19 protein-coding genes, 1 tRNA gene and 4 pseudogenes are annotated in these 19465 nt (G+C 41.5%); 14 read left to right on the top strand and 10 right to left on the bottom strand.

The annotated features are described in order from the left end of the window. Positions 1-49 precede the first annotated feature (49 nt). Positions 50-829, bottom strand: coding sequence for a GNAT family N-acetyltransferase (locus ACE1SE_RS02300; protein ID WP_374052471.1), 780 nt, complete (start codon positions 827-829; stop codon positions 50-52). 287 nt (positions 830-1116) lie between these two features. On the opposite strand from ACE1SE_RS02300, the gene ACE1SE_RS02295 reads away from it, so the two are divergent. After that, a tRNA-Ile gene (locus ACE1SE_RS02295) sits at positions 1117-1192 on the top strand. 740 nt (positions 1193-1932) lie between these two features. Here ACE1SE_RS02295 and dinQ read toward each other — a convergent pair. Next, the gene (dinQ, locus tag ACE1SE_RS02290; RefSeq protein WP_374053571.1) at positions 1933-2055 is read right to left on the bottom strand and encodes a damage-inducible type I toxin DinQ; all 123 of its coding nucleotides are present in this window, start codon (positions 2053-2055) and stop codon (positions 1933-1935) included. Between the two features lie 87 nt (positions 2056-2142). On the opposite strand from dinQ, the pseudogene ACE1SE_RS02285 reads away from it, so the two are divergent. Then, positions 2143-2259 (top strand): annotated as a pseudogene (locus ACE1SE_RS02285) (ogr/Delta-like zinc finger family protein); the annotation flags it as partial. Positions 2260-2297: 38 nt separating this feature from the next. Here the strand turns inward: ACE1SE_RS02285 and ACE1SE_RS02280 are convergent. The 8 genes and pseudogenes from ACE1SE_RS02280 to ACE1SE_RS02245 all read right to left on the bottom strand — a co-directional run. After that, the gene (locus ACE1SE_RS02280) at positions 2298-2453 is read right to left on the bottom strand and encodes a hypothetical protein (RefSeq protein ID WP_374052470.1); all 156 of its coding nucleotides are present in this window, start codon (positions 2451-2453) and stop codon (positions 2298-2300) included. 408 nt (positions 2454-2861) lie between these two features. Beyond that, positions 2862-3164 (bottom strand): nucleoside triphosphate pyrophosphohydrolase family protein, encoded by a 303-nt coding sequence (locus tag ACE1SE_RS02275; protein ID WP_374052469.1) that lies wholly within the window; start codon positions 3162-3164, stop codon positions 2862-2864. Next, positions 3161-5125: pseudogene (locus ACE1SE_RS02270) on the bottom strand (replication endonuclease). The gene ACE1SE_RS02275 and the pseudogene ACE1SE_RS02270 overlap by 4 nt, the downstream one beginning before the upstream one ends. A 173-nt stretch (positions 5126-5298) precedes the next feature. After that, positions 5299-5993 (bottom strand): IS1 family transposase gene (locus tag ACE1SE_RS02265; protein WP_374052468.1). Its coding sequence is split into 2 segments (ribosomal slippage): positions 5299-5747 and positions 5747-5993, totalling 696 coding nucleotides; the frame shifts between segments, so codons are not numbered across the junction. A 149-nt stretch (positions 5994-6142) separates the two neighbouring features. Next, entirely contained in the window at positions 6143-6931 is a 789-nt protein-coding gene (locus ACE1SE_RS02260) for a glycosyltransferase family 32 protein (RefSeq protein ID WP_374052467.1), read from the bottom strand. A 625-nt stretch (positions 6932-7556) separates the two neighbouring features. Further along, positions 7557-7823, bottom strand: a complete 267-nt coding sequence (locus ACE1SE_RS02255; RefSeq protein WP_374052466.1) for a helix-turn-helix domain-containing protein — start codon at positions 7821-7823, stop codon at positions 7557-7559. A gap of 324 nt (positions 7824-8147) precedes the next feature. Then, positions 8148-8360, bottom strand: a complete 213-nt coding sequence (locus ACE1SE_RS02250; protein WP_374052465.1) for a hypothetical protein — start codon at positions 8358-8360, stop codon at positions 8148-8150. Between the two features lie 84 nt (positions 8361-8444). After that, positions 8445-8573, bottom strand: a pseudogene (locus ACE1SE_RS02245) (IS1 family transposase); the annotation flags it as partial. A gap of 386 nt (positions 8574-8959) precedes the next feature. Here ACE1SE_RS02245 and ACE1SE_RS02240 point away from each other — a divergent pair. The 12 genes and pseudogenes from ACE1SE_RS02240 to ACE1SE_RS02185 all read left to right on the top strand — a co-directional run bounded on the left by ACE1SE_RS02240 (position 8960) and on the right by ACE1SE_RS02185 (position 19463). After that, positions 8960-9856 (top strand): YopJ family acetyltransferase, encoded by an 897-nt coding sequence (locus ACE1SE_RS02240; protein ID WP_374052464.1) that lies wholly within the window; start codon positions 8960-8962, stop codon positions 9854-9856. A gap of 109 nt (positions 9857-9965) precedes the next feature. Then, a pseudogene (locus ACE1SE_RS02235) lies at positions 9966-10882 on the top strand (IS110 family RNA-guided transposase). A gap of 920 nt (positions 10883-11802) precedes the next feature. Beyond that, positions 11803-12192 (top strand): hypothetical protein, encoded by a 390-nt coding sequence (locus ACE1SE_RS02230; RefSeq protein WP_374052463.1) that lies wholly within the window; start codon positions 11803-11805, stop codon positions 12190-12192. A gap of 105 nt (positions 12193-12297) precedes the next feature. Continuing rightward, entirely contained in the window at positions 12298-13371 is a 1074-nt protein-coding gene (locus ACE1SE_RS02225) for a methyltransferase (RefSeq protein ID WP_374052462.1), read from the top strand. A 13-nt stretch (positions 13372-13384) separates the two neighbouring features. Next, positions 13385-14104: a beta-ketoacyl synthase chain length factor gene (locus ACE1SE_RS02220; RefSeq protein WP_374052461.1), complete on the top strand. Its 720-nt coding sequence runs from the start codon at positions 13385-13387 to the stop codon at positions 14102-14104. 1 nt (position 14105) lies between these two features. Beyond that, positions 14106-14897, top strand: coding sequence for a lysophospholipid acyltransferase family protein (locus ACE1SE_RS02215; RefSeq protein WP_374052460.1), 792 nt, complete (start codon positions 14106-14108; stop codon positions 14895-14897). Between the two features lie 18 nt (positions 14898-14915). After that, positions 14916-15173, top strand: coding sequence for a phosphopantetheine-binding protein (locus ACE1SE_RS02210; protein WP_374053570.1), 258 nt, complete (start codon positions 14916-14918; stop codon positions 15171-15173). 14 nt (positions 15174-15187) lie between these two features. Next, positions 15188-15436: an acyl carrier protein gene (locus ACE1SE_RS02205; protein WP_374052459.1), complete on the top strand. Its 249-nt coding sequence runs from the start codon at positions 15188-15190 to the stop codon at positions 15434-15436. Between the two features lie 23 nt (positions 15437-15459). Continuing rightward, positions 15460-16023 carry a COG4648 family protein gene (locus tag ACE1SE_RS02200; RefSeq protein ID WP_374052458.1) on the top strand — a complete coding sequence of 188 codons (564 nt, stop codon included), beginning with the start codon at positions 15460-15462 and terminating at the stop codon, positions 16021-16023. Next, positions 16020-17411 (top strand): AMP-binding protein, encoded by a 1392-nt coding sequence (locus ACE1SE_RS02195; protein WP_374052457.1) that lies wholly within the window; start codon positions 16020-16022, stop codon positions 17409-17411. Before ACE1SE_RS02200 ends, ACE1SE_RS02195 begins: the two co-directional genes overlap by 4 nt. Then, positions 17398-17757, top strand: coding sequence for an ApeI family dehydratase (locus tag ACE1SE_RS02190; RefSeq protein ID WP_374052456.1), 360 nt, complete (start codon positions 17398-17400; stop codon positions 17755-17757). The genes ACE1SE_RS02195 and ACE1SE_RS02190 overlap by 14 nt, the downstream gene beginning before the upstream one ends. Further along, positions 17748-19463 (top strand): glycosyltransferase family 2 protein, encoded by a 1716-nt coding sequence (locus ACE1SE_RS02185; RefSeq protein ID WP_374052455.1) that lies wholly within the window; start codon positions 17748-17750, stop codon positions 19461-19463. Before ACE1SE_RS02190 ends, ACE1SE_RS02185 begins: the two co-directional genes overlap by 10 nt. Positions 19464-19465: the final 2 nt, after the last annotated feature.

Below are 19465 nucleotides of genomic sequence, written 5' to 3'. Positions count from 1 at the left end.
TTTAATTTGATGATAAACCTGCAAAGCGTCTGTTACAGCAGACGCTTTTTTATTTTCGGCTAAATCCCTGATATTCAAACAATGGCTGAAACCCTATACGCCTATACAATTCATTACCATAGCGAGAAGCATCTAAATAGCACGTATTTGCACCATCTTGCTTAGCTTTATTCAGCACATGATTGATCAAAGCAAAAGCATATCCTCTTCTCTGTTTTTCCACTACAGTACTAATGTCATCAAGACGGACAAGATTATTTAATCTTGATAAAGTTAAAGAGCAGACCGACAACTCATCAATATACAAGGTATAATGTTGCAAATTTTTTCCTGCATCCAAAGCTGCCTGATGGCATTTTTGGTATTGTCCAGAAATAGCATCATCTGACTCAAATGCACTTTCTACCGGGATAGCCCAATCATCCAAACAGTGGTCAACGCACCGAATGTCATATTCCATAACTGAGGCATTGCTCATCTGCCAATTCATCAAATCAAGTTGCATAGCTATAGTTATGCTATCAGCATCCAATACAAATCCAGCCTGCTGAATCACCCCTAAAAGTTGACTATCTGGCTCTACAGCAACAATCGCAAAAGGAACATAAGTTTTCTCTTCCAGTAATCGAATCCCCTTTTGTAAATCACCAGCAGTCTGTTCATTAATATCAATCACCAATAAAAAATTCAATGAATGCGTTTCAACACCTGTTACATAGGTTCGAACACTTTCACTAATATGTTGAGACATTTGGCTAATAGACGAAAAAAAGTAATCTTCTATTTGGTGATGACACCAAATAGCAGCCGATAGCTGATGTTTTTTCATATTTATTTACCAAAAATTTTGTTGAAAAGTATAAGAACGGTGGAAAATCAATGAAAAACACAAAACAGAGCTAACAAGATTTTCTTAACCGCATTATGTCCAAAGAGCAAAAAATAATCATAAATATTTATTATAAAAGCAACCAACATCACTAAAAAGGATTTCAGGTTAGTTCCAATCGGCTGAAATACGTTAAAAGATACTGATTATTGTATATAAAACACGCATATGAATTTTGGGGACTAGACCTAGCACCAAACTGTGCCGTATAATCCTTCCAGCTAAACGGCCCCTTAGCTCAGTGGTTAGAGCAGGCGACTCATAATCGCTTGGTCGCTGGTTCAAGTCCAGCAGGGGCCACCAAATTTTAGCTGTTAAATCAGCAAGATAGACCACTCATTAATGAGTGTTTTTTTTATGCCTTTTGGTCAATGTCCCCTTTTTGTCCCCTGAGAAAAATTTAGTGTCCCTGCATCATATCCGCTGACACATAAGAAAGATTATTTTTTGATCAAACAAAACCAAAACAAAAAAATCTCTGCCACTGAAAATATCTTTACTGATTCAATTGATTTCAATTTCCTTATCAACGCAAAACCACACCGTTGCTATATTCTGAATTTTTCTTTAACACCTCTCCGTGATCTAACTTTTCACGTAAAACATAATTTTTCTTTTAATATCATCATATTAATATTTTCCCCGCGATCCGTTTGCGATCCAAAAACTGGAATTGCCTGAAAATCTTTTCAATCCTTTCAGTTTGTGATTTTTTCCACAGCGCCAGCACGGGTGCACTCTAGCTATTTGCTTTGTAGGATTTTAAAACTGAAAAAATTTTTTGATCCAAAACGTGCAGGCGGGTGCGGTGTAGTCCGTTTTACGTGGGGTTTACGTTTATTTCGTGGGTATTGCGCAGCGTGGGCACAACGCAGGAACGCGATCTAAATTAATCGCAGAGAGTCAGTAGGTTTATGAGTGAGTGGCGCTGTGTGCGTTATACAGGATAATAATTTGATGAGTCGAGAAGATAAATTGTGCGCCAGAAATGTTAAAGGCCACCGAGCGGTTAACCCTATGGCCTTATCTACGTTTCCGTTATTCTATTTTAGGAATGTACGGATCAGTTCTAAAAACGCTACTAACGCTTTGAGAACGATGATTGCAGTATCAATAAATGCTTTCACCCGTTTGCTCCTGTTAAGGAGCGCGACTAAACCAGCCATTGCCTTTACATTGCCTGTCTGGTTGGTCATCGTAATTGTTAGTTTAGATGCGTCGCACTCTGGCCGAGGCACTGAAACTGACGTTTTCACACCCTTAGCCCCAGCGCTAAAACGGGCGATACCCTGTTGCAGACCGTGATTAATAACCTCAATCCGCAACAGCGCCAGATGGCATTAGACTTGCTTCAAGCCAATGCAGCATGACTTAAGTTTTAAGAAGCCACTCTCAGTAGCTTTTCTATTTAGGTTTCCAGCTCACTTTTTACTTGCTTAATCAACTCGCCAAGCCAAAACAAGGCAATCTGCCTGTCATTATCATTTAAATATTCCGATCCTCCCATTTTGCAAATTAATTCAATACGTTCTAAAAGAATGGAGGTGTTTAAAGAATCTAACATTTTATCCCTACGATTTGAAATACGACACTCACAATACTGTATATATAAACAGATGCAAATTAATATAATTGCACTTTGAATTAATTGCATTAGGCAATATTTAATTGTGTGACTTACCCGATATTTCTAGAATTTTTCGCTAAAAAACCCTAGAAAATTGCTTTTTGATTGCAAAAATAACTTTTAAATCAATATGTAACATTAGATTTTTATTATAGCAAAAAGGCTATTTTGATGACGCACAACGTTGTGCTGGCGCTATATAGGGTTGTTTTATGTAAGTACCGCATGAGTGAGGTAACCAAGTAAAATCAAGCCGTTCATGCTTTAAAAAAATTGCGCACTCTTTTACCAATACAATCACATTTTGGTTCTTTTTGTTTCACCTGCTCTAAACGGTCGTACATCTCAATAATTTGCAGCGCTACTGCTGCCACCAGACTCATCATGCAAAATAGCCTGAGCGAACTCGCCAATCTCCTCACTCAATATCGTCTGCCAAACAAACGGGGATAAATTGCGATTTGCACCCCATTTCCCATCTTGTCGATTCATTTCTGAAATAACATCAGTCATGGCACTTGTACCAATATGCTTTTCATAAGGTAATGGCCTGCGTGCACGATGCAGATATCTCAATAAATCCAGTTCGTCGCATGGCTGAACCAATTCCTCAGTTTTTAAAACCAACTCATCGTCATAAGCGGTCATTGTTTCTTCATCTCCCTAAGATGGTTAATTCGCTGCCACAACTTGTTGCGGCGGGTTTCTTTTTGTCGCTCCGATTCCAGCGGAATAAAACTGCCATTCGTCCATAACTTAAATGGCTGTTCATTGATGCTGATCTTTCCACCGATAATTAATGACTGCGCCATAAATCGGCTAAAATCCATCCCGATGGAATCGGCATAATCGATAATTTTTTCAATCAGTTTCTCACTACTGCCTCTAGCTGCATCAGACAACCCCGTACAGTTATTGACAGAACTCCTAGGCAATGCGGGCGCATCGCTAAAACCAGCCTCCGCTGATGCTTCGGCTAACTTCGGCACAATCTGCCACGTTTTCAGACGGGTTAAGATTGGGGTATCCATACCGATTAACGGCGAGAAAACCCCTTTAATACGAATCACATCCTCACCGTGGGCGTTAGTTTCCTGCTGCGCCTCATACCACAGACGTGCAACCAAATCGTCACAACTCACAAACGGGCCACCCTGAGCATTAATATAGTTCGCCCAGTCACCGTTATCTGCTGCATCATGCACAGCAGCGAATTCAGCACTTAATCCCATTGCGGTATCATGATCTGCCATGCGGCGCAGTTCACGGTAAACGGTCACGGGTGCACCACCGACAAACTGAAACTGACGGATACGCCAACGCGAAGCCCAAGCACTGGCAGCAACAGCGGCATCCTTAACAGATCTACCGCTTTCATCATCCAGCTCGTCGTCCATTGCGTAGCTATCAATGCTTTTAGAAATGTACTTCGCCACATAGCCCGTTGCAGAGCCTTTCTCTGGGTCGATCTCCTCAGCATGAAACCGCGGCTTTCAGGGCTTTTTCAGTCCGCAGTTCGTGGCTGTCTTCCTGCAAGGCATATTCACGCATGATATTGCGCACCTGTTCTGCTTGGTCTGGCTGCATAAAAAACAGCATATGCCAATGCGGTGTGCCATCGTGATGAGGTTCAGCCACGCGGATGCCGAAGATACGCAAATCATTGCGATGCAATTTAGCTCTGATTTTTGCCCAGACACCGCTTAAATATTTCTGCGTATCAGCCGGCTACATCCGTTCCACTTGCAATTCCGGTGTCCGTGTCGGGTAGTGGCGTGGTATTTAGAGGGGGCGGTCAGCGTGTAGAACTCGGCAACATAGCCCAATTCATTACAGATATTTTCAAAGCCCCGGATGCGTACCATCATTTCAGTACGGCAGATCACCGGATTGGCCACACTGCCATAATATTTATCAATCAGGCTAACGCGGTTGCCTTCTTCGTCTTCCAGTTCCATCGACTTGATAAATTCTTTCGTGCGATGCTTCTGTTCTTTCCATTCGGAAATTGCCATCTTGCTGGCATAGATACTGCTTTTTTTGCTAACGCGATTAATAGAGATCTGCAAGTGCTCGCGCCACTCTGTCGCCAGACGGCGTAGACGACCTAACCACCATTTATCTGAGGTCATGCGAGAAATGGCTGCGATAGCCTGTATTTCATCAAAAAAGCGCTCGGTCAGCGTATTCCAGTAAGGCGCATCCTGACGGTAGGCTTTGGTAATAGACGCTGCTCGCATATATAAAGCATGTGCTCTTTTTAAATCGCTGTCTTCTGATGGCATATCATCTGAGACCGTCTGCAATTTCGCAGTCACAAATTCAGCAATATCAGTCGCCAGTAGCTCGACATCTTCCCGTGACATATCAGGAATGCGGTTAAACCGTGCCATATAAAGCGCATTATCCGCCTCAACCTCCTGAATCTGGTATCATCCGATCACCAAATTAACTCTGGGTAAGATGCGATTAACGAATGTCTTAGATAAAAAAGCCTCGGCGCGTGGTGTCCCTTGCTCCTTTTCTAAAACATTTGCTTTGTATTGAACATCAAGACGAACAACAGTTGGCTGTTGTTTTAATAGCTGTAGAACACGAGCGAATGCCATGCTCTCCTTCTCAATTTCCTTTTCAATCGCTTTGTATTCTTCTTCCTTTTGATATTGTTCGACATAGGTCGGAAGCGGTCTGGCTATCGGCTGGACAGGTTTACTCCACTGTGTAGAAACGCCAGCAGCCAGAGCTGCGCTTTGTGGTCATGTATTCAATCCGTTGATTATGGTTAAATATAATATTTTCGCTCAATGAACGTACCAATGACTTTATCATGCATTATAGGAGACTTTGAGTAACCCAATGTTTTACGGTTCAATCGTTTAATGCGAATACGGAGAGTCAGGTTTTCACGTTCAATACGCTGTGTAAAGGTTTTTCCGATGAGGGGCTTATTTGTTGGTAACATGTTGTAAGCACTGAAATTATCAGTGCACCAAAAAACGACATTAAATCGGGATAATTTTTTTAATAGTTTCTTCAGTGTGTTCTTACTCCGATCACCGAAAACATGGGCAATAATGCGCTTCATTCGAGGCTCCCAAGCGTACCATAACCCACGTTGCTGCTTTTTATTCCCAACAAATGACCACATCTCGTCAACTTCACAGATGAGCTGAATTTCCAAATTATTCAGTGGTAGTGTAGTTACACCCCGTGGGTTGAGTTTTTTAAAGCACGAACGACAGCATTAATGCTGATATGTAATACCCGTGCGGTATCACGGATACCGGCATTATTCATGGCGAGATCAACGACTTGTTCTTTTATGCCTGTCTGGCATGCTTTATAGGCGTATTCAAGTTGAAAGGTTCGTTTGCAGGATAAACAACGGTAACGTTGATGGCCCGCATCGCCTTTACCGTGTTTTTTGACAAATTCAGTTCGTTGACAAAATCGACACTTGACTTCAATAGTTGCCATTTAATTTTCCCGAAAAAATAGCGATTATACACGAGCATCAACGGATTGAATACATGACCGGATTTAGGATGCGTGAGATTTATGTGTTAAGTTGAATTTGCACCAATCCATGGTTCACTAGCAGGATGGTAATGAACCTGCTAGTTTTTTTATTTTCTCATAATCAATACATATTTCTTGCCTTTTAGCATAGGTATACTAAATAATACTTTTTCTTTCGAAGAAACCTGTGGTTCTCCCGTATCTCTAAGTCTAATAAATCTAGAAATAACAAACTTATTAAAAATATTTATCTTATCTTTGCGAGAGTGGGAGGGTAACCAAGAACCATTAAAATGATGAATTGCAAAATTTATCATATCCAACTCTGGGGTACAAAAATAATTGGATGGGTAAATAATAGAATTATTATTTAAATACGTTTCTTCTGCTCCATTATATGGTGGTAATAAATTGAATTCATTTTGAAAATAACGTGTTATCTTCATTATATTGGTTTCTAAATCCAGCCCATTAGATGTTTCAAAATGTATTTCATCATATTGTCTTAGTAAATCACCGACAATGTTATTTCGTTTTTTTGCCCCTATGACTGCTGAGGTAATAGGGTAGTATTCATCGCCTTTTTCATAGCAACTAAAAAAGTCCAATTGTAAGAATTTGTCCATGTTTTTGGTAACTTCAACATCGGTGTCTAAATACACACCACCTTCATGATAAAGTGCGTATAGACGTAAATAATCAGAAACAAACGCCCATTTTTTGTTGAAAAACGCCTCTTCCATATAGTTATTTTTGATGTTTTTTAAACTTTCATTGTTCCATTCAATCAGTTCATAATCAGGTAAAAATTTTTTCCATGTGTTTATACAATCTAAAACAAACTTTGGCTTAGGTTTATCACCAACCCATACATAGTGAATTTTCTTAGGTATCATTGCTGTCCCAAAATGTGAATTACATGTAGCCTCTATTGTAGTTAGTGTACTGCTAGGTAATCCACCTATCAACTTTATCTAATCAGGCTTTAAACAGCATACCACTCCCCCATCTCTCTATAATTTCTCGCTTTCGTTCATCATGTTATGCCAGATATCCTGTCGATGTAATCGGCAAATTGCAGACTGAATGGGTGGGACGTATTTGGGACACGATAGATTTTACAGGCATTCGATGTTTTTCTAACTTTTGCGAAATGAGGCACTGTGAGCGGCGGTTTTCGCTATATCTAGTTGTTTTAACGGGTGGTTCTATGCTCTCATAATCGCTTGGTCGCTAGTTCAAGTCCAGCAAGAGCCACCAGATTTATCAAGGAGTTGCATCAAAATGCGACCCCTTAATTTTTTCTAAGATACCCATAGGATACCGTCTGGCAGTAGCATGAAGTATAATCGATTAACACAGCTATGGTAATGAACCGTTTTCGTATTCCTCTCCGTGATACTTATCACATTTCCTGAATATACGATGTTTGCCTGTCTTCTTCCTCTAATCGCCACTTGAAATGCAAAACGCCATAATTTCTAAAATGGCTAAGTTTGAATCTCAAAAACTGATGAGTAATTATTCCAATGGTTTATTGCGAGCATGACGCTCAATTAACTGACCATAAGAATCAAAATAGCGACTCGGCCAGATTTCAGATGGATGTATTTCGATATAGTTAGCAATGATCCACTCGCCTTTCGGCCACGGACGACTGAAACTATTTGCCAGTGTAGATGAACTGAGTCCTGCTTCACGGGAAACAGCCGCTAAGGTTGTCTCTCGTTTACGTAGTGCAGCAATAATATCGGCTTGATGCCAACCATTTCTGATGTTGTTATTCATTCCTGCTACCCCTTCCATTAATTGAAAAAATTGATGGTGGCGATTCAAGCAAGGTAATCACAACTGGGAGCTACCTTCCAGCGAGGCCGAAGCCTCCCTCACCTGAACCACCATTGAAAAGGCGATAGCAGACGCACTGGTAGAAAATTCCTACCAATGGGTAACCTTTACAAGGGTGATGATCCTTGCCACTGGATTTTGCCAGTGGCGGGGCTACTTTAACTGATTGGTTTATCTGGCTCAATAAGCGAATCAGTAAAAGTGCTTACCTTTTTGCGTTATATTTGATTAAATGTATTAATAAGAACTGAACTATCATGCCATTCAACTTGATTTTATAGAAATATCAACATTATCAAATACATAATATTCATGGTGCTTAATAGAAAAATTACCGTTAACCTTACCTGCCGTATATACTTTACCTTCAAACCCAAACTTTTTTAAAGCTTGAGTCACATTTGATATAGTATTCTCACTAGCATTTACACCAAATATTATTTCTTTTAATGAAGTTATATTAAAATAAATCAACATTGCTGGGGAATCTTCATATTTTTTACAAGCCTATATTCATCTTCATATGGCCATATGATTTTTTTCAAACAAGAAAGGGGTCACATATTCAAGCCGAAAGGTACGACGGCAGGACAGGCAACGGTAACGCTGGCGTTCACCTTGGCCTGTAACCTGTTTTCGCACCGACTCAGTTTGTTGACAAAATCGACATTTCACTTCTACCGTCGCCATTTGATTTCCTGAAAAGTGAGGAGCATATACCAGAAGCAACAAATTGAATACGTGACCATTTTTGGGATTAAATCGGATTTTTGTTGGCGTAATTCGAGTAATTTTTTCATGACATTTCTATAATTAATTTATTTTTTCAGTAAATAAATGGTTAACACCATGAAAAATAATAAGAAAGAATTCTAGCTATGATGTTTTAGTATACAAAAAATGGGATTAAGCACTTTCGTTAAAAATGAAGTAGAGTAAAATACAATAAGTAACACAGTCATTATTATCTATGTATCTCAAGGTAAAAAACTAATAATCAGAGCAAAAGATAGTCTTTCTTAGGAAGTTAAATCAACTAATTATGATTCTTCAAGTAATTAATAGGAGTATTAAAAATGTCTGATTCTGATAAAGACTCATTAAGATCGTATATAGATAAAATCCAATCAAATAAAATAAGCAACCATCAATTCAATGACATAAAAATGGATATGGATAATTGTAAAATAATATTAAATCATTTAAATAAAACATCTAGCTTGAATGCACATTATACTATTATGACTGTACATGAATTTATTAAATATATAGGTGATTTAAATAAATTAAATAGTAACATGCACAAGCGATTTGTGATTAACGCTGGGGCTGATAGAACGCATTTTGCCTCAGCTAATGTTTTTAAAGACGTGGATAATAATATTTCTATAATTTTTGTTGATTCAAGCCGTGGAAAAAATCAATTTATTTCTTTTATAATATATAAAAATCTTAATAATATTCCAAACATAAAAACTCTTTATATTTATAACCAAATACAAAATAGTGATGCAGATTGCCTACTCTTTTCACTCCATTTTTTAAAAAAAATGCATAAATATAGTGATCATTTTGTAAAGCTTCATCAAGATCTTTTCAATAATAAAATAGAATTTATTAGGGAAAAACACTCACCTTACAAATCAGAACTTGATGATGAAACATCAAAAAAAGCGCAAATTGTATTTTTCGATCAAGCAATAAAATTATTGCCTATTGATTTTTTTAAACACGCACAGTCAATGAATTTAATGAATGCTTATAATGATTACTTCAAAAGTCATTTTGATGAAACCAATAAGGATATGAAAGCGAATAAGCAGCCAGGAGGAAGAGAGACATTGATAGACAGGTATAAGCGCCATGAAGTAACCCGCACAATTGGCGGAAAAAAACGTATCTACAGTAACTCTATTGAAGAAAAAAGACTTAGCCTTGCTGAAGCTGCGCTGCATTGGCTCGATAAGTCATGAATCAAAGTGAGTGACTGTCATATATGATGTGATGGACGGCCCCTTTTTCAGCGGCAAAGAGTGCCATCTTTCTTTCCGATGTACTGAATTTTTCGCGAGAGAACCTATCATGAATACGATCAAAGTCGTTGGCATTGACCTCGCCAAAAACGTTTTTCAAGTCTGTGTCTGGATGGAGGACGGTTCTGTCGCCTCGAACCGAAAAATCTCACGGCAAAAATTGCTTGATACCGTGCGCTCTTTTCCGCCCGGCACTGTCATTGCGATGGAAGCTTGTGCAACATCTCACTACTGGGGGCGAACGCTGCAAGCGATGGGATATACCGTCAGGTTAGTCCCGACTCAACACGTCAAGGCCTTCAGCCATCATCAAAAAAACGATGCCAATGATGCGCTGGCTATTGGTGAAACAGCCTGTCGTCCCGGTCTTCATTTTGTTCCCGTCAAGACCGTGGAACAGCAAGATATCAAGGCACTGCGTAGTGCCCGGCAACTCATGGTGGAACAGCGTACCGCACTTGCTAACCAAATGCGGGCTTTTCTCGCTGAATCGGGACTGATTGTGCCTGCCGGCATTCATGACATGGACAATGAAATAGCGGCACTTTCCCGTCAGCAACCGGGTTATGAGCATCTGCTCACGATCCCCTGCGTTGATCCTCTTATCGCGGCCGCCTCGTGAGTGACGTCAGTGCACCCCAATTTGCCAATGGCCGACAACTGTCTGCCTGGTGTGGATTGGTCCCCCGGCAACACAGTTCAGGAGGAAAAAACCGTCTGTCTTTCCTGAGCAAAAATGGCAATCGTCATCTCCGAACGTTAATCATTCACGGTGCCCGTGCCGTGATGCGTTGTGTTCAAAGACGGGATGATTATCTGGGAGAGTGGCTGAGAAAACTGATTGACCGGTGCGGGTTCATGAAAGCCACGGTGGCTTTAGCCAACAAACTGACCCGGATTATTTGGCGTGTTCTGCGGGATAATGTGGATTATAATATGAAAAAAGCTTTTCTGTCCGTTAATTGAGTCACCTAAAACGGGCATTTTATCGAGTTTGCAAACACTGATGAGAAAACGGCTCCCGTCCCTGCCATAGCCTGATATTGACCAAGGTAGTGATTACTGGTGTAGTGATAAGGAAACAGGGTGCGGATGACATCATGGCGCGGACAAATGAGTCCATAATGACGCCGGATAAATACAGGAATTTTTAACGCCAGTCGTACCGATACGAATACGTAACCCGTTTACTACTATATCACCATACTCAACTTGCCCACATTCTGCGGATAGTAGGCTTTCGTGAATTTGAACGTTTCCACATCTCCCCCTCTATATTAAAAAAGTGATAATTAACTTTTCTATTTTTACCAAGCGATTAGGGTATCCTGTGAATCGCTTGGTCGCGGGTTCAAGTCCAGCAGGAGCCGCCATATTTATCAAGGGGTTGCATCAAAAAGCGATCCCTTAGTTTTTTCTAAGATACCGTCTGGTAGTACATATTTTCTTTCATGATATGAATAAAGTTGTTTCATTGATTATTTATGGGAAAAAACATCAATACTTATATTGAAATATTAATTTAATAAATAATCACAGCAATTATTATTATCCTTTTTATCATTTGCATTACTAAAAAATGCACTCACAAAATCCATTACCCTTGATATAAGTATCCGCAAAAACAATATAAAAAATCTAACTCAACATTCAACCACCTCATTTTAAATTAACAGGATAAATATCTGTATATACACACACCACAGTTAATGAACCCTAAAGGCAAATAAAAATCAGAGATACAACCGAACAGCATTCAGCAACACACTCAATGAAATCTATAGTAAAGCGATAAATGTAGCCGTGTTGTAAGAATTTATTTAAACTATTCTGTGCAACGTAACTATTTCACAATCTATCTTGTCTTATCTAACACGAGAAAAATAATGAAAACTTCACATAAGCTATTAATCAGTCTGGCTTGCATCGTCGCCCTTGCTGGTTGCGCTCGTAACGTTCCAATATTAACACCACAAACCACCATCATAACGCAGAATTCACTGCCTGCCGTCAAAAAAGCCATTTTGGAAGCAGGTAAGAAACGCAAATGGGTAATGACCGAAGTTTCTCCGGGGGTTATTGATGGCTTCCTGAAAAACCGCCAGCATGATGTACAAATACGCATCAACTATACCGCCAAAAACTACTCCATCAATTATGTCAAAAGCTATAAACTAAGAGAGAGTGATGGGAAAATTCACCGCAACTATAACCGTTGGATCAATAACCTGGATAAAGACATTCAGTTAAATTTAGCCCTGCTAGCTAATCAATAAACACCAACTTTAAAGCCTATCCCAATCAATGAATACATCCTGATGAGATAGGCTTTAGTTTGTCAATCTGTTTTCTGACTATAGACATATCGGATATCTGGATATATGACTGCACCCTATAATTATGACAAAGATGAATTCAGTGCACTTGAAGCGATTACAGAAGCTCAACGCATTGCTTTTGCTCCTATGCTATTTCAAACTGCAATCGGATTGCGTGATTGCGGGATTTTATCTTTTCTGGATAAAAACCATAAAAATGGTGCAACTAAAGATGAGATTTGCAGTAATTCCGAATTAGACAGCTATGGTGTGGGTATTTTGCTGGATATGGGATTGAGTGGCAGAATTATTCTCAAACAAGATGAGCATTATTTCCTCAGTAAGATTGGTCATTATTTGTTACATGATAAGATGACCCGCGTCAATATGGATTTTACTCAAGACGTCTGTTATCAAGGGCTATTTCATCTGAAAGAATCTCTTCTGAAAAATAAGCCTGCTGGATTAAAAGTGTTCGGAGAATGGTCGACTATTTATCCTGCCCTCAGCCAATTACCCGAACCGGCAAAAACAAGTTGGTTCTCATTTGACCATTTTTATTCTGATACCGCCTTTAGTGCAGCATTGAAAACGGTTTTCTCCATGAAGCCTAAAGTGATTTATGATGTTGGTGGTAATACAGGAAAATGGGCATTGCGCTGTTGCCAATATGACAGTAAAGTCAGTGTCACTATTCTGGATTTACCCCAGCAAATAAAATTGGCTGAAGAAAATATACGCAGCCAGGGAATGGCTGATCGTATTTTCGGCTATCCCGTTGACATGTTATCGGATAACAACTTACCCACAGAAGCCGATATTTGGTGGATGAGCCAATTCCTGGATTGTTTTTCCGAAACACAAATTATAGGCATTTTACGCAAGATCTCCGCAGCCATGAAGCCTGATGCCCGAATTTGTATCATGGAGCTGTTTTGGGACTGCCAGCCTTTTGAAGCAGCAGCTTATAGCCTTAACGCTACCTCGCTCTATTTTACTTGTATGGCGAATGGTAATAGTCGTTTTTACAGCATTGATGATTTTACCCAATTCCTCAATAAAGCTGGGTTGGTTATAGAAAACCAAATTGATCAGTTAGGGCTGGGTCACACCTTACTGATCTGCAAGAAACAGTAACGAACGGTATTTCATGAAATTGACATTGGATATTACAGACTGGCAAGCCATCGCCCCAGGCCTTTCTCTTACTGACGAATGGCAGGAATGGTCTGCGACACTACCAGCCACTATTGATAAATCACAGCCATTAGAAAAATGTGCCCAATTACCAATGATGACAGCCCGTCGCTTAAGCTCCGGTAGTCGTCTGGCCGTGGATTGTGGCTTGAGTATCCTGCGACGCAATCAAGTCGATGCCATTGTCTATACCAGCCGTCATGGTGAGTTGGAACGCAATTACCAAATATTGCAGAATCTGGCGCAAAAAGAACCTGTTTCTCCAACCAATTTTGCCATGTCAGTTCATAACTCCTCTGTAGGAAATTTAACCATTGCCGCTAAGGCTCCTCTGGTTTCCTCTTCCGTTTCAGCCGGTATTGATAGTTTTCAGCAAGGGTTATTTGAAGCGTTGACGCTGCTTCATGCAGGTCATCGTAAAGTCCTGCTTGTCGATTTTGAAGGTGAGATCCCCAGCTTTTATCACAATGTCATCGATACCCATACTCCAACCTATCCATTTGCGGTAGCTCTGCTGCTGGAGCAAGGTACGAGTTTGTGTTGTACAAAGCAATCTTCAGCGGAAACAGAGCCGAGCCTGCCTCAAAGCCTCCAGTTTCTTCATGGCTGGTTACAAGGTGAACAGAACTTTATTGTTTCAGGGGATCATTGCCGGTGGTATTGGAGTCGATAAGATGATGAAAAGGATTTCGGTCAATATTATTGAACGCATTAACTGGCTCTGGCGTCTGCTGATGACTGGATTTTGTTTTATCCTGTTTGGCGTAGGTGGGTTACTGCTCTCTCTTATTTGGTTTAACTTATTGCTGGTTTTCCAACGCAATGAAGATAAACGCTGCCACCTTGCACGCCATAGCATTTCATTCAGTTTTCGGCTGTTCCTTTTTTTAACCAGAAAATTGGGGGTATTGGATTACCATTTCAATGGGTTGGATAAAATCCGGGCGGATAAAGGCTGCCTGATTGTCGCTAATCATCCCACTTTGCTGGATTACGTCATTCTGGCATCAAAATTGCCAGATGTGGATTGCATCGTTAAATCGGCATTACTGCGCAATCCCTTTATCAGCGGCGTCATCCGCTCTGCACGTTACCCGATCAACAGGAATGCAGAAACTTTGCTTCCTGTCTGTCGCGAGCGACTGGCTTCTGGTCACAATATCCTGATTTTTCCTGAAGGAACCCGCACGACCCCTGGTCAGCCTATTTCACTGCAACGCGGAGCTGCTAATATCGCCGTACGATGTGAGTGCGATTTACGGATCATCCATATTACTTGCAGTCAAACGATGCTGGATAAAAAAAGCAAGTGGTATCAAATCCCACCGAAAAAACCTGTTTATACGATTACTATTGGTGAACAACTCACCAATGAAAATTTTGCTGTTGATATAGAAAACGGACATGCCATCGCTGCCCGCCAACTCAATCGCCAGCTTACTCAATTACTAACACCATCAAACTAATAGACGTCGGATACGATGATGCAAGAGTTACATATTGAAATAAAAAAATTAATTATAGACACCCTGAATCTGGAAGATCTTACACCTGCGGATATCGAAACCGATGCTCCCCTGTTTGGCGACGGCTTAGGCTTAGATTCAATCGATGCTCTGGAACTGGGACTGGCAGTAAAAAATCGTTATAGCATCGTATTATCCTCTGAAAGCGAAGAAATGCGTCAACACTTCGCTTCTGTCGCTACGCTGGCAGCTTACATCCAGTCACAGCAAGCATAAGAACAGGTGTCATCATGGAAAAACAAGCAATTTTTCAGGAAGTTTCCCAACTATTGGTTCAGTTGTTTGAATTGTCTCCTGAAGACATTACACCTGAATCACGGCTCTATGAAGATCTGGAACTCGATAGCATTGACGCCGTTGACATGGTTGTACATTTGCAGAAGAAAACTGGGCGAAAGATCAAACCGGAAGCATTCAAGTCTGTTCGCACCGTGCAGGATGTTGTGGATGCCGTGGAACAATTGTTGCAAGAACAATAATCAGCAAACATTTGGGTAGTTAATTGAATCTGCTGCTTTTATTGCTCCGAATTGCCAATACCGTCATGTTAATCGTCTGGCCTTTTTTGGTCTGGGCGATGGTTAACTATGGGCGATTTCATGCCATGTTGATTGTCATTATTCTGTTTTTTGTTTTGCGATTATTAGCAAGCAAACAGCAAACTCACAGTCAACAAAAAACCGGCTGGATATTATCCATAGCAGGGATAACGTTGGGGCTAGCCAGCTTATTGCTGCGCAACCACCAACTTTTAATGTACTACCCCGTGGTTGTTAATGCCGTTCTACTGATTCTGTTTAGCAGCTCATTGCGTTACGGGCCACCCATCATTGAAAGGATAGCCCGTATCAAAGAACCTGATTTACCTCCAAAGGGCATTATCTATACACGCAAAGTTACGTACATCTGGTGCCTGTTCTTTATGTTCAATGGTACAGTGTCTCTGGGAACCTGCTTGTATAACGATATGCCCCTATGGACATTGTGGAACGGAATGGTGAGTTATCTATTAATTGGATTGCTCATTTCCATTGAATGGCTGGTACGCCAACGGGTAAAAAAATGATGAAAGCACAACCTATATCCCAATGGTTATCAGAGGATAATTGTCCCAACCGATTAGTCAGTTGGGGCAATCGCGCCATCAGTTTGAATAAACTACGGCAGGATGTGACCGCGTTATATGTGCGCCTGAAAAACCTGCCCATAAAAGACCCAAAACATCCCCCTTCCCGCTGGGCTCTCTGTTTTGACGATAGCTATTACTTCTGTGTCGCGCTGCTGGCGACACTGCATGCCGGCAAAATCCCCGTTATTCCCGGTCATTGCCGCGAAACTCAATTGCAGGAGCAACAGCCTCTGTTTGATGGTGTGTTGACAGACTTACCCCTGACCTTATCCTGCCCTTGCTGGCAGATCACACCGTCTAATCCAGAAATTGATGTTACCGAAAAGGCCACACCTAGCATCATATTACCGGCCATCTCACCTGATGCCACTTTGGTGTTGTTCACTTCTGGCTCTACTGGTACTCCTCAACAAGTGTCCAAATCCATTGCCGTCATGGATCTTGAATCCCAGTGGCTGGCTTCGCTGTGGGGAGATAAGTTGCAATCCTGCGTAGTCAGAGCTTCAGTCAGCCACCAGCATTTGTATGGTCTGACTTTCCGCATCTGGCTACCAATGTCATTGGGTTTACCATTCGATCGTAAAATGGTGGAATTTCCTGAGCAGCTTACCAATAGCCCACGTTGTGCACTGATCAGTAGTCCAGCCTTTCTGCAACGGCTGGATGAAAAACTCCCCGCTCCTGATTGCACATTTGTCGTTTCTGCGGGTGGGCCTTTGCATTTTGACAATGCGGAACGCGCAATGCAGTGGTTCAACACCCCTCCTCATGAAATTTATGGCTGTACCGAAACAGGTATCATGGCCTGGCGAAGCCGTAAAACGAACAATGAAATCTGGACAACATTTGCAGGAGTTTCATTTCAGGAGGATGAAGAAAAGAATGTGCGCGTCTATTCTCCCCTCTTCTCTGAGCCTTCTGGTCTGGTTCTGGACGATCAGTTTGCCTTCGATGATCAGGGCAATTTTGCTTTATTAGGGCGCCGAGATCGTCTGGTAAAAATTGAAGAAAAACGCATTTCCCTGTCAGAAATCGAACGTCGTTTGTGTGAAATATCTGGGATCACTGACGCTGCTGTATTGCCTATTAATCGAAATAAACGTAATAACATTGGTGCAGTAGTCGTTTTAGATCACGAAACCTACAAACATTATCAACAGCAAGGAATTCGCAAGCTGTCACAAGACTGGCGTCACCAATTAAAGCCTTGGCTGGAGCCTGTCGCATTGCCACGTTATTGGCGAGTCGTCGAAGCCATTCCCTTGAATGCTCAAAGTAAGCGCTCATGGTCTGCATTACAGGAACTATTTAATGAAACCCATTGAAATTCACCGCGAGCAATCTGCCCAAAATGAGGTCAGTGTACAACTGTATTTAGATCCCAATTTGGACTGGTTCCGGGGGCATTTTCCCATTCAGCCACTTCTGCCGGGTGTGGCTCAAATCGATTGGGTCATGCATTATGCGCAAACCCTATTGGCACCAGACTGGTTTTTCTCTTCGATTGAAATGGTGAAATTCCAGTTCCCCTTGCAACCAAACGACAAACTGCTATTGAATATCAAATGGGACGAAAAAAAGAACCTCCTAACCTTCCATTATGACGTAACCGCCCGAAACGGAAGCGAAAGCCAGACTGCAAGTCAGGGAAAAATAAAGCTATGTCGTTAAGCCTGAATACGATTACGCCCTGTGTGATTATTCCTTGCTATAACCACGGCACAACCATGCCTGCGGTACTGGAAAATTTATCCTCTTACCGTCTCCACTGTTTTATCGTGGATGATGGCAGTGAGGTCGATACTCAGCATCGCCTTGAGAATTTAGCCAAATCCGTTCCTAATGTAACACTTATCCGCCTTGCACATAATCAAGGTAAGGGTGGTGCTGTGGTAGCAGGAATGCGGGCAGCCGTGGATTCAGGGTATAGCCATGCTTTACAAGTTGATGCCGATGGTCAACATTGCCTTGAGGATATTCCTCTATTTTTGGCAAAGGCACAGCAATATCCCGATTACTTAATTTCCGGCAGGCCTAAATATGATGTTTCCGTACCAAAATCCCGCCTTTATGGACGCTATATCACCCATTTCTGGGTTTGGGTGGAAACACTTTCTTTGTCTATTAAAGACAGTATGTGTGGCTTTCGTGTCTATCCATTGGCACCCACGCTCCAACTGTTGGCTAACAAAGATGTTGGTCGTCGCATGGATTTTGATATCGAAATCATGGTGCGGCTATATTGGCAGGGAACAGAAAGTAAATTTGTGCCAACAAAAGTCACTTATCCTGAAAATGGTCTGTCCCATTTTGATGCTTTGAGAGATAACCTCAGCATTTCATGGATGCATACCCGCCTGTTTTTCGGCATGTTACCGCGCATTCCTTCACTGTTATGGCGTAAGCGATTATGGCGTAACCACCGTCATTGGTCAGATATCCAAGAACGCAAAGGGTTGTCTGGCATGAAGTTCATGCTGGCGGTTTATCGATGGTTCGGACGCAAGCCTTTTGAGTGGTTGCTCTATCCTGTTGTTGGTTATTTTTGGGCAACTGGCGGCCCACAACGTCAGGCATCCAGCCAATACCTTGAAAGACTCAAACAAACCTTGCAGCACAAAGGCATTGCTATTCCACCAGGCCTTGATAGTTACCGCCACTACCTGCGTTTTGGCAGAGCCATGCTGGATAAAATCGCAAGCTGGCGTGGCGATCTGAAATGGGGAAAAGATATTAAGTTTGCGCAGGGTGCAGAACAAACGCTTTTGGATGGCAACCCTGGCGGGAAACTGCTGTTGGTTTCGCACTTGGGCGATATTGAAGTCTGCCGGGCACTGGCACAACAAGCGGGTAAACAGACTATCAATGCACTGGTTTTTACTGAACATGCTCAACGTTTCAAACAGATCATTGAAGAAGTCTCTCCACAAGCGGGGATCAATTTATTGCCCGTCACAGATGTAGGGGCCGATACCGCTATCCTGCTGAAAGAAAAAATTGATGCTGGCGAATGGGTCGCCATTGTTGGTGATCGGATTGCTGTTAATCCCTCCAGAGGTAACTCCCAGCGCGTTGTATGGAGTCAATTTCTCGGTCATCCGGCTCCCTTTCCGCAAGGGCCATTTATCCTTGCTGCCGTATTGCGTTGTCCAGTGCTGTTGATGTTTGCTCTCCGGCAAAATAACCAATTCAAAATTTATTGTGAGCACTTTGCCAATCCTCTGGAACTGCCACGTAAACAAAGAGAACAAACATTACAGCAAGCTGTGGATCTCTACGCTTCCCGACTGGAACATTATGCCCTGCAATCCCCGCTCGATTGGTTTAACTTTTTCGATTTTTGGCAATTACCGTCTGCCCGAACCAATAAGGAATAAAA

The organism is Xenorhabdus taiwanensis, assembly GCF_036512875.1.
GTDB classification, from domain to species: Bacteria; Pseudomonadota; Gammaproteobacteria; order Enterobacterales; family Enterobacteriaceae; genus Xenorhabdus; species Xenorhabdus taiwanensis.
Note: the sequence above shows the minus strand (reverse complement) of the source record. Positions and strands in the feature narration are given on the sequence as shown.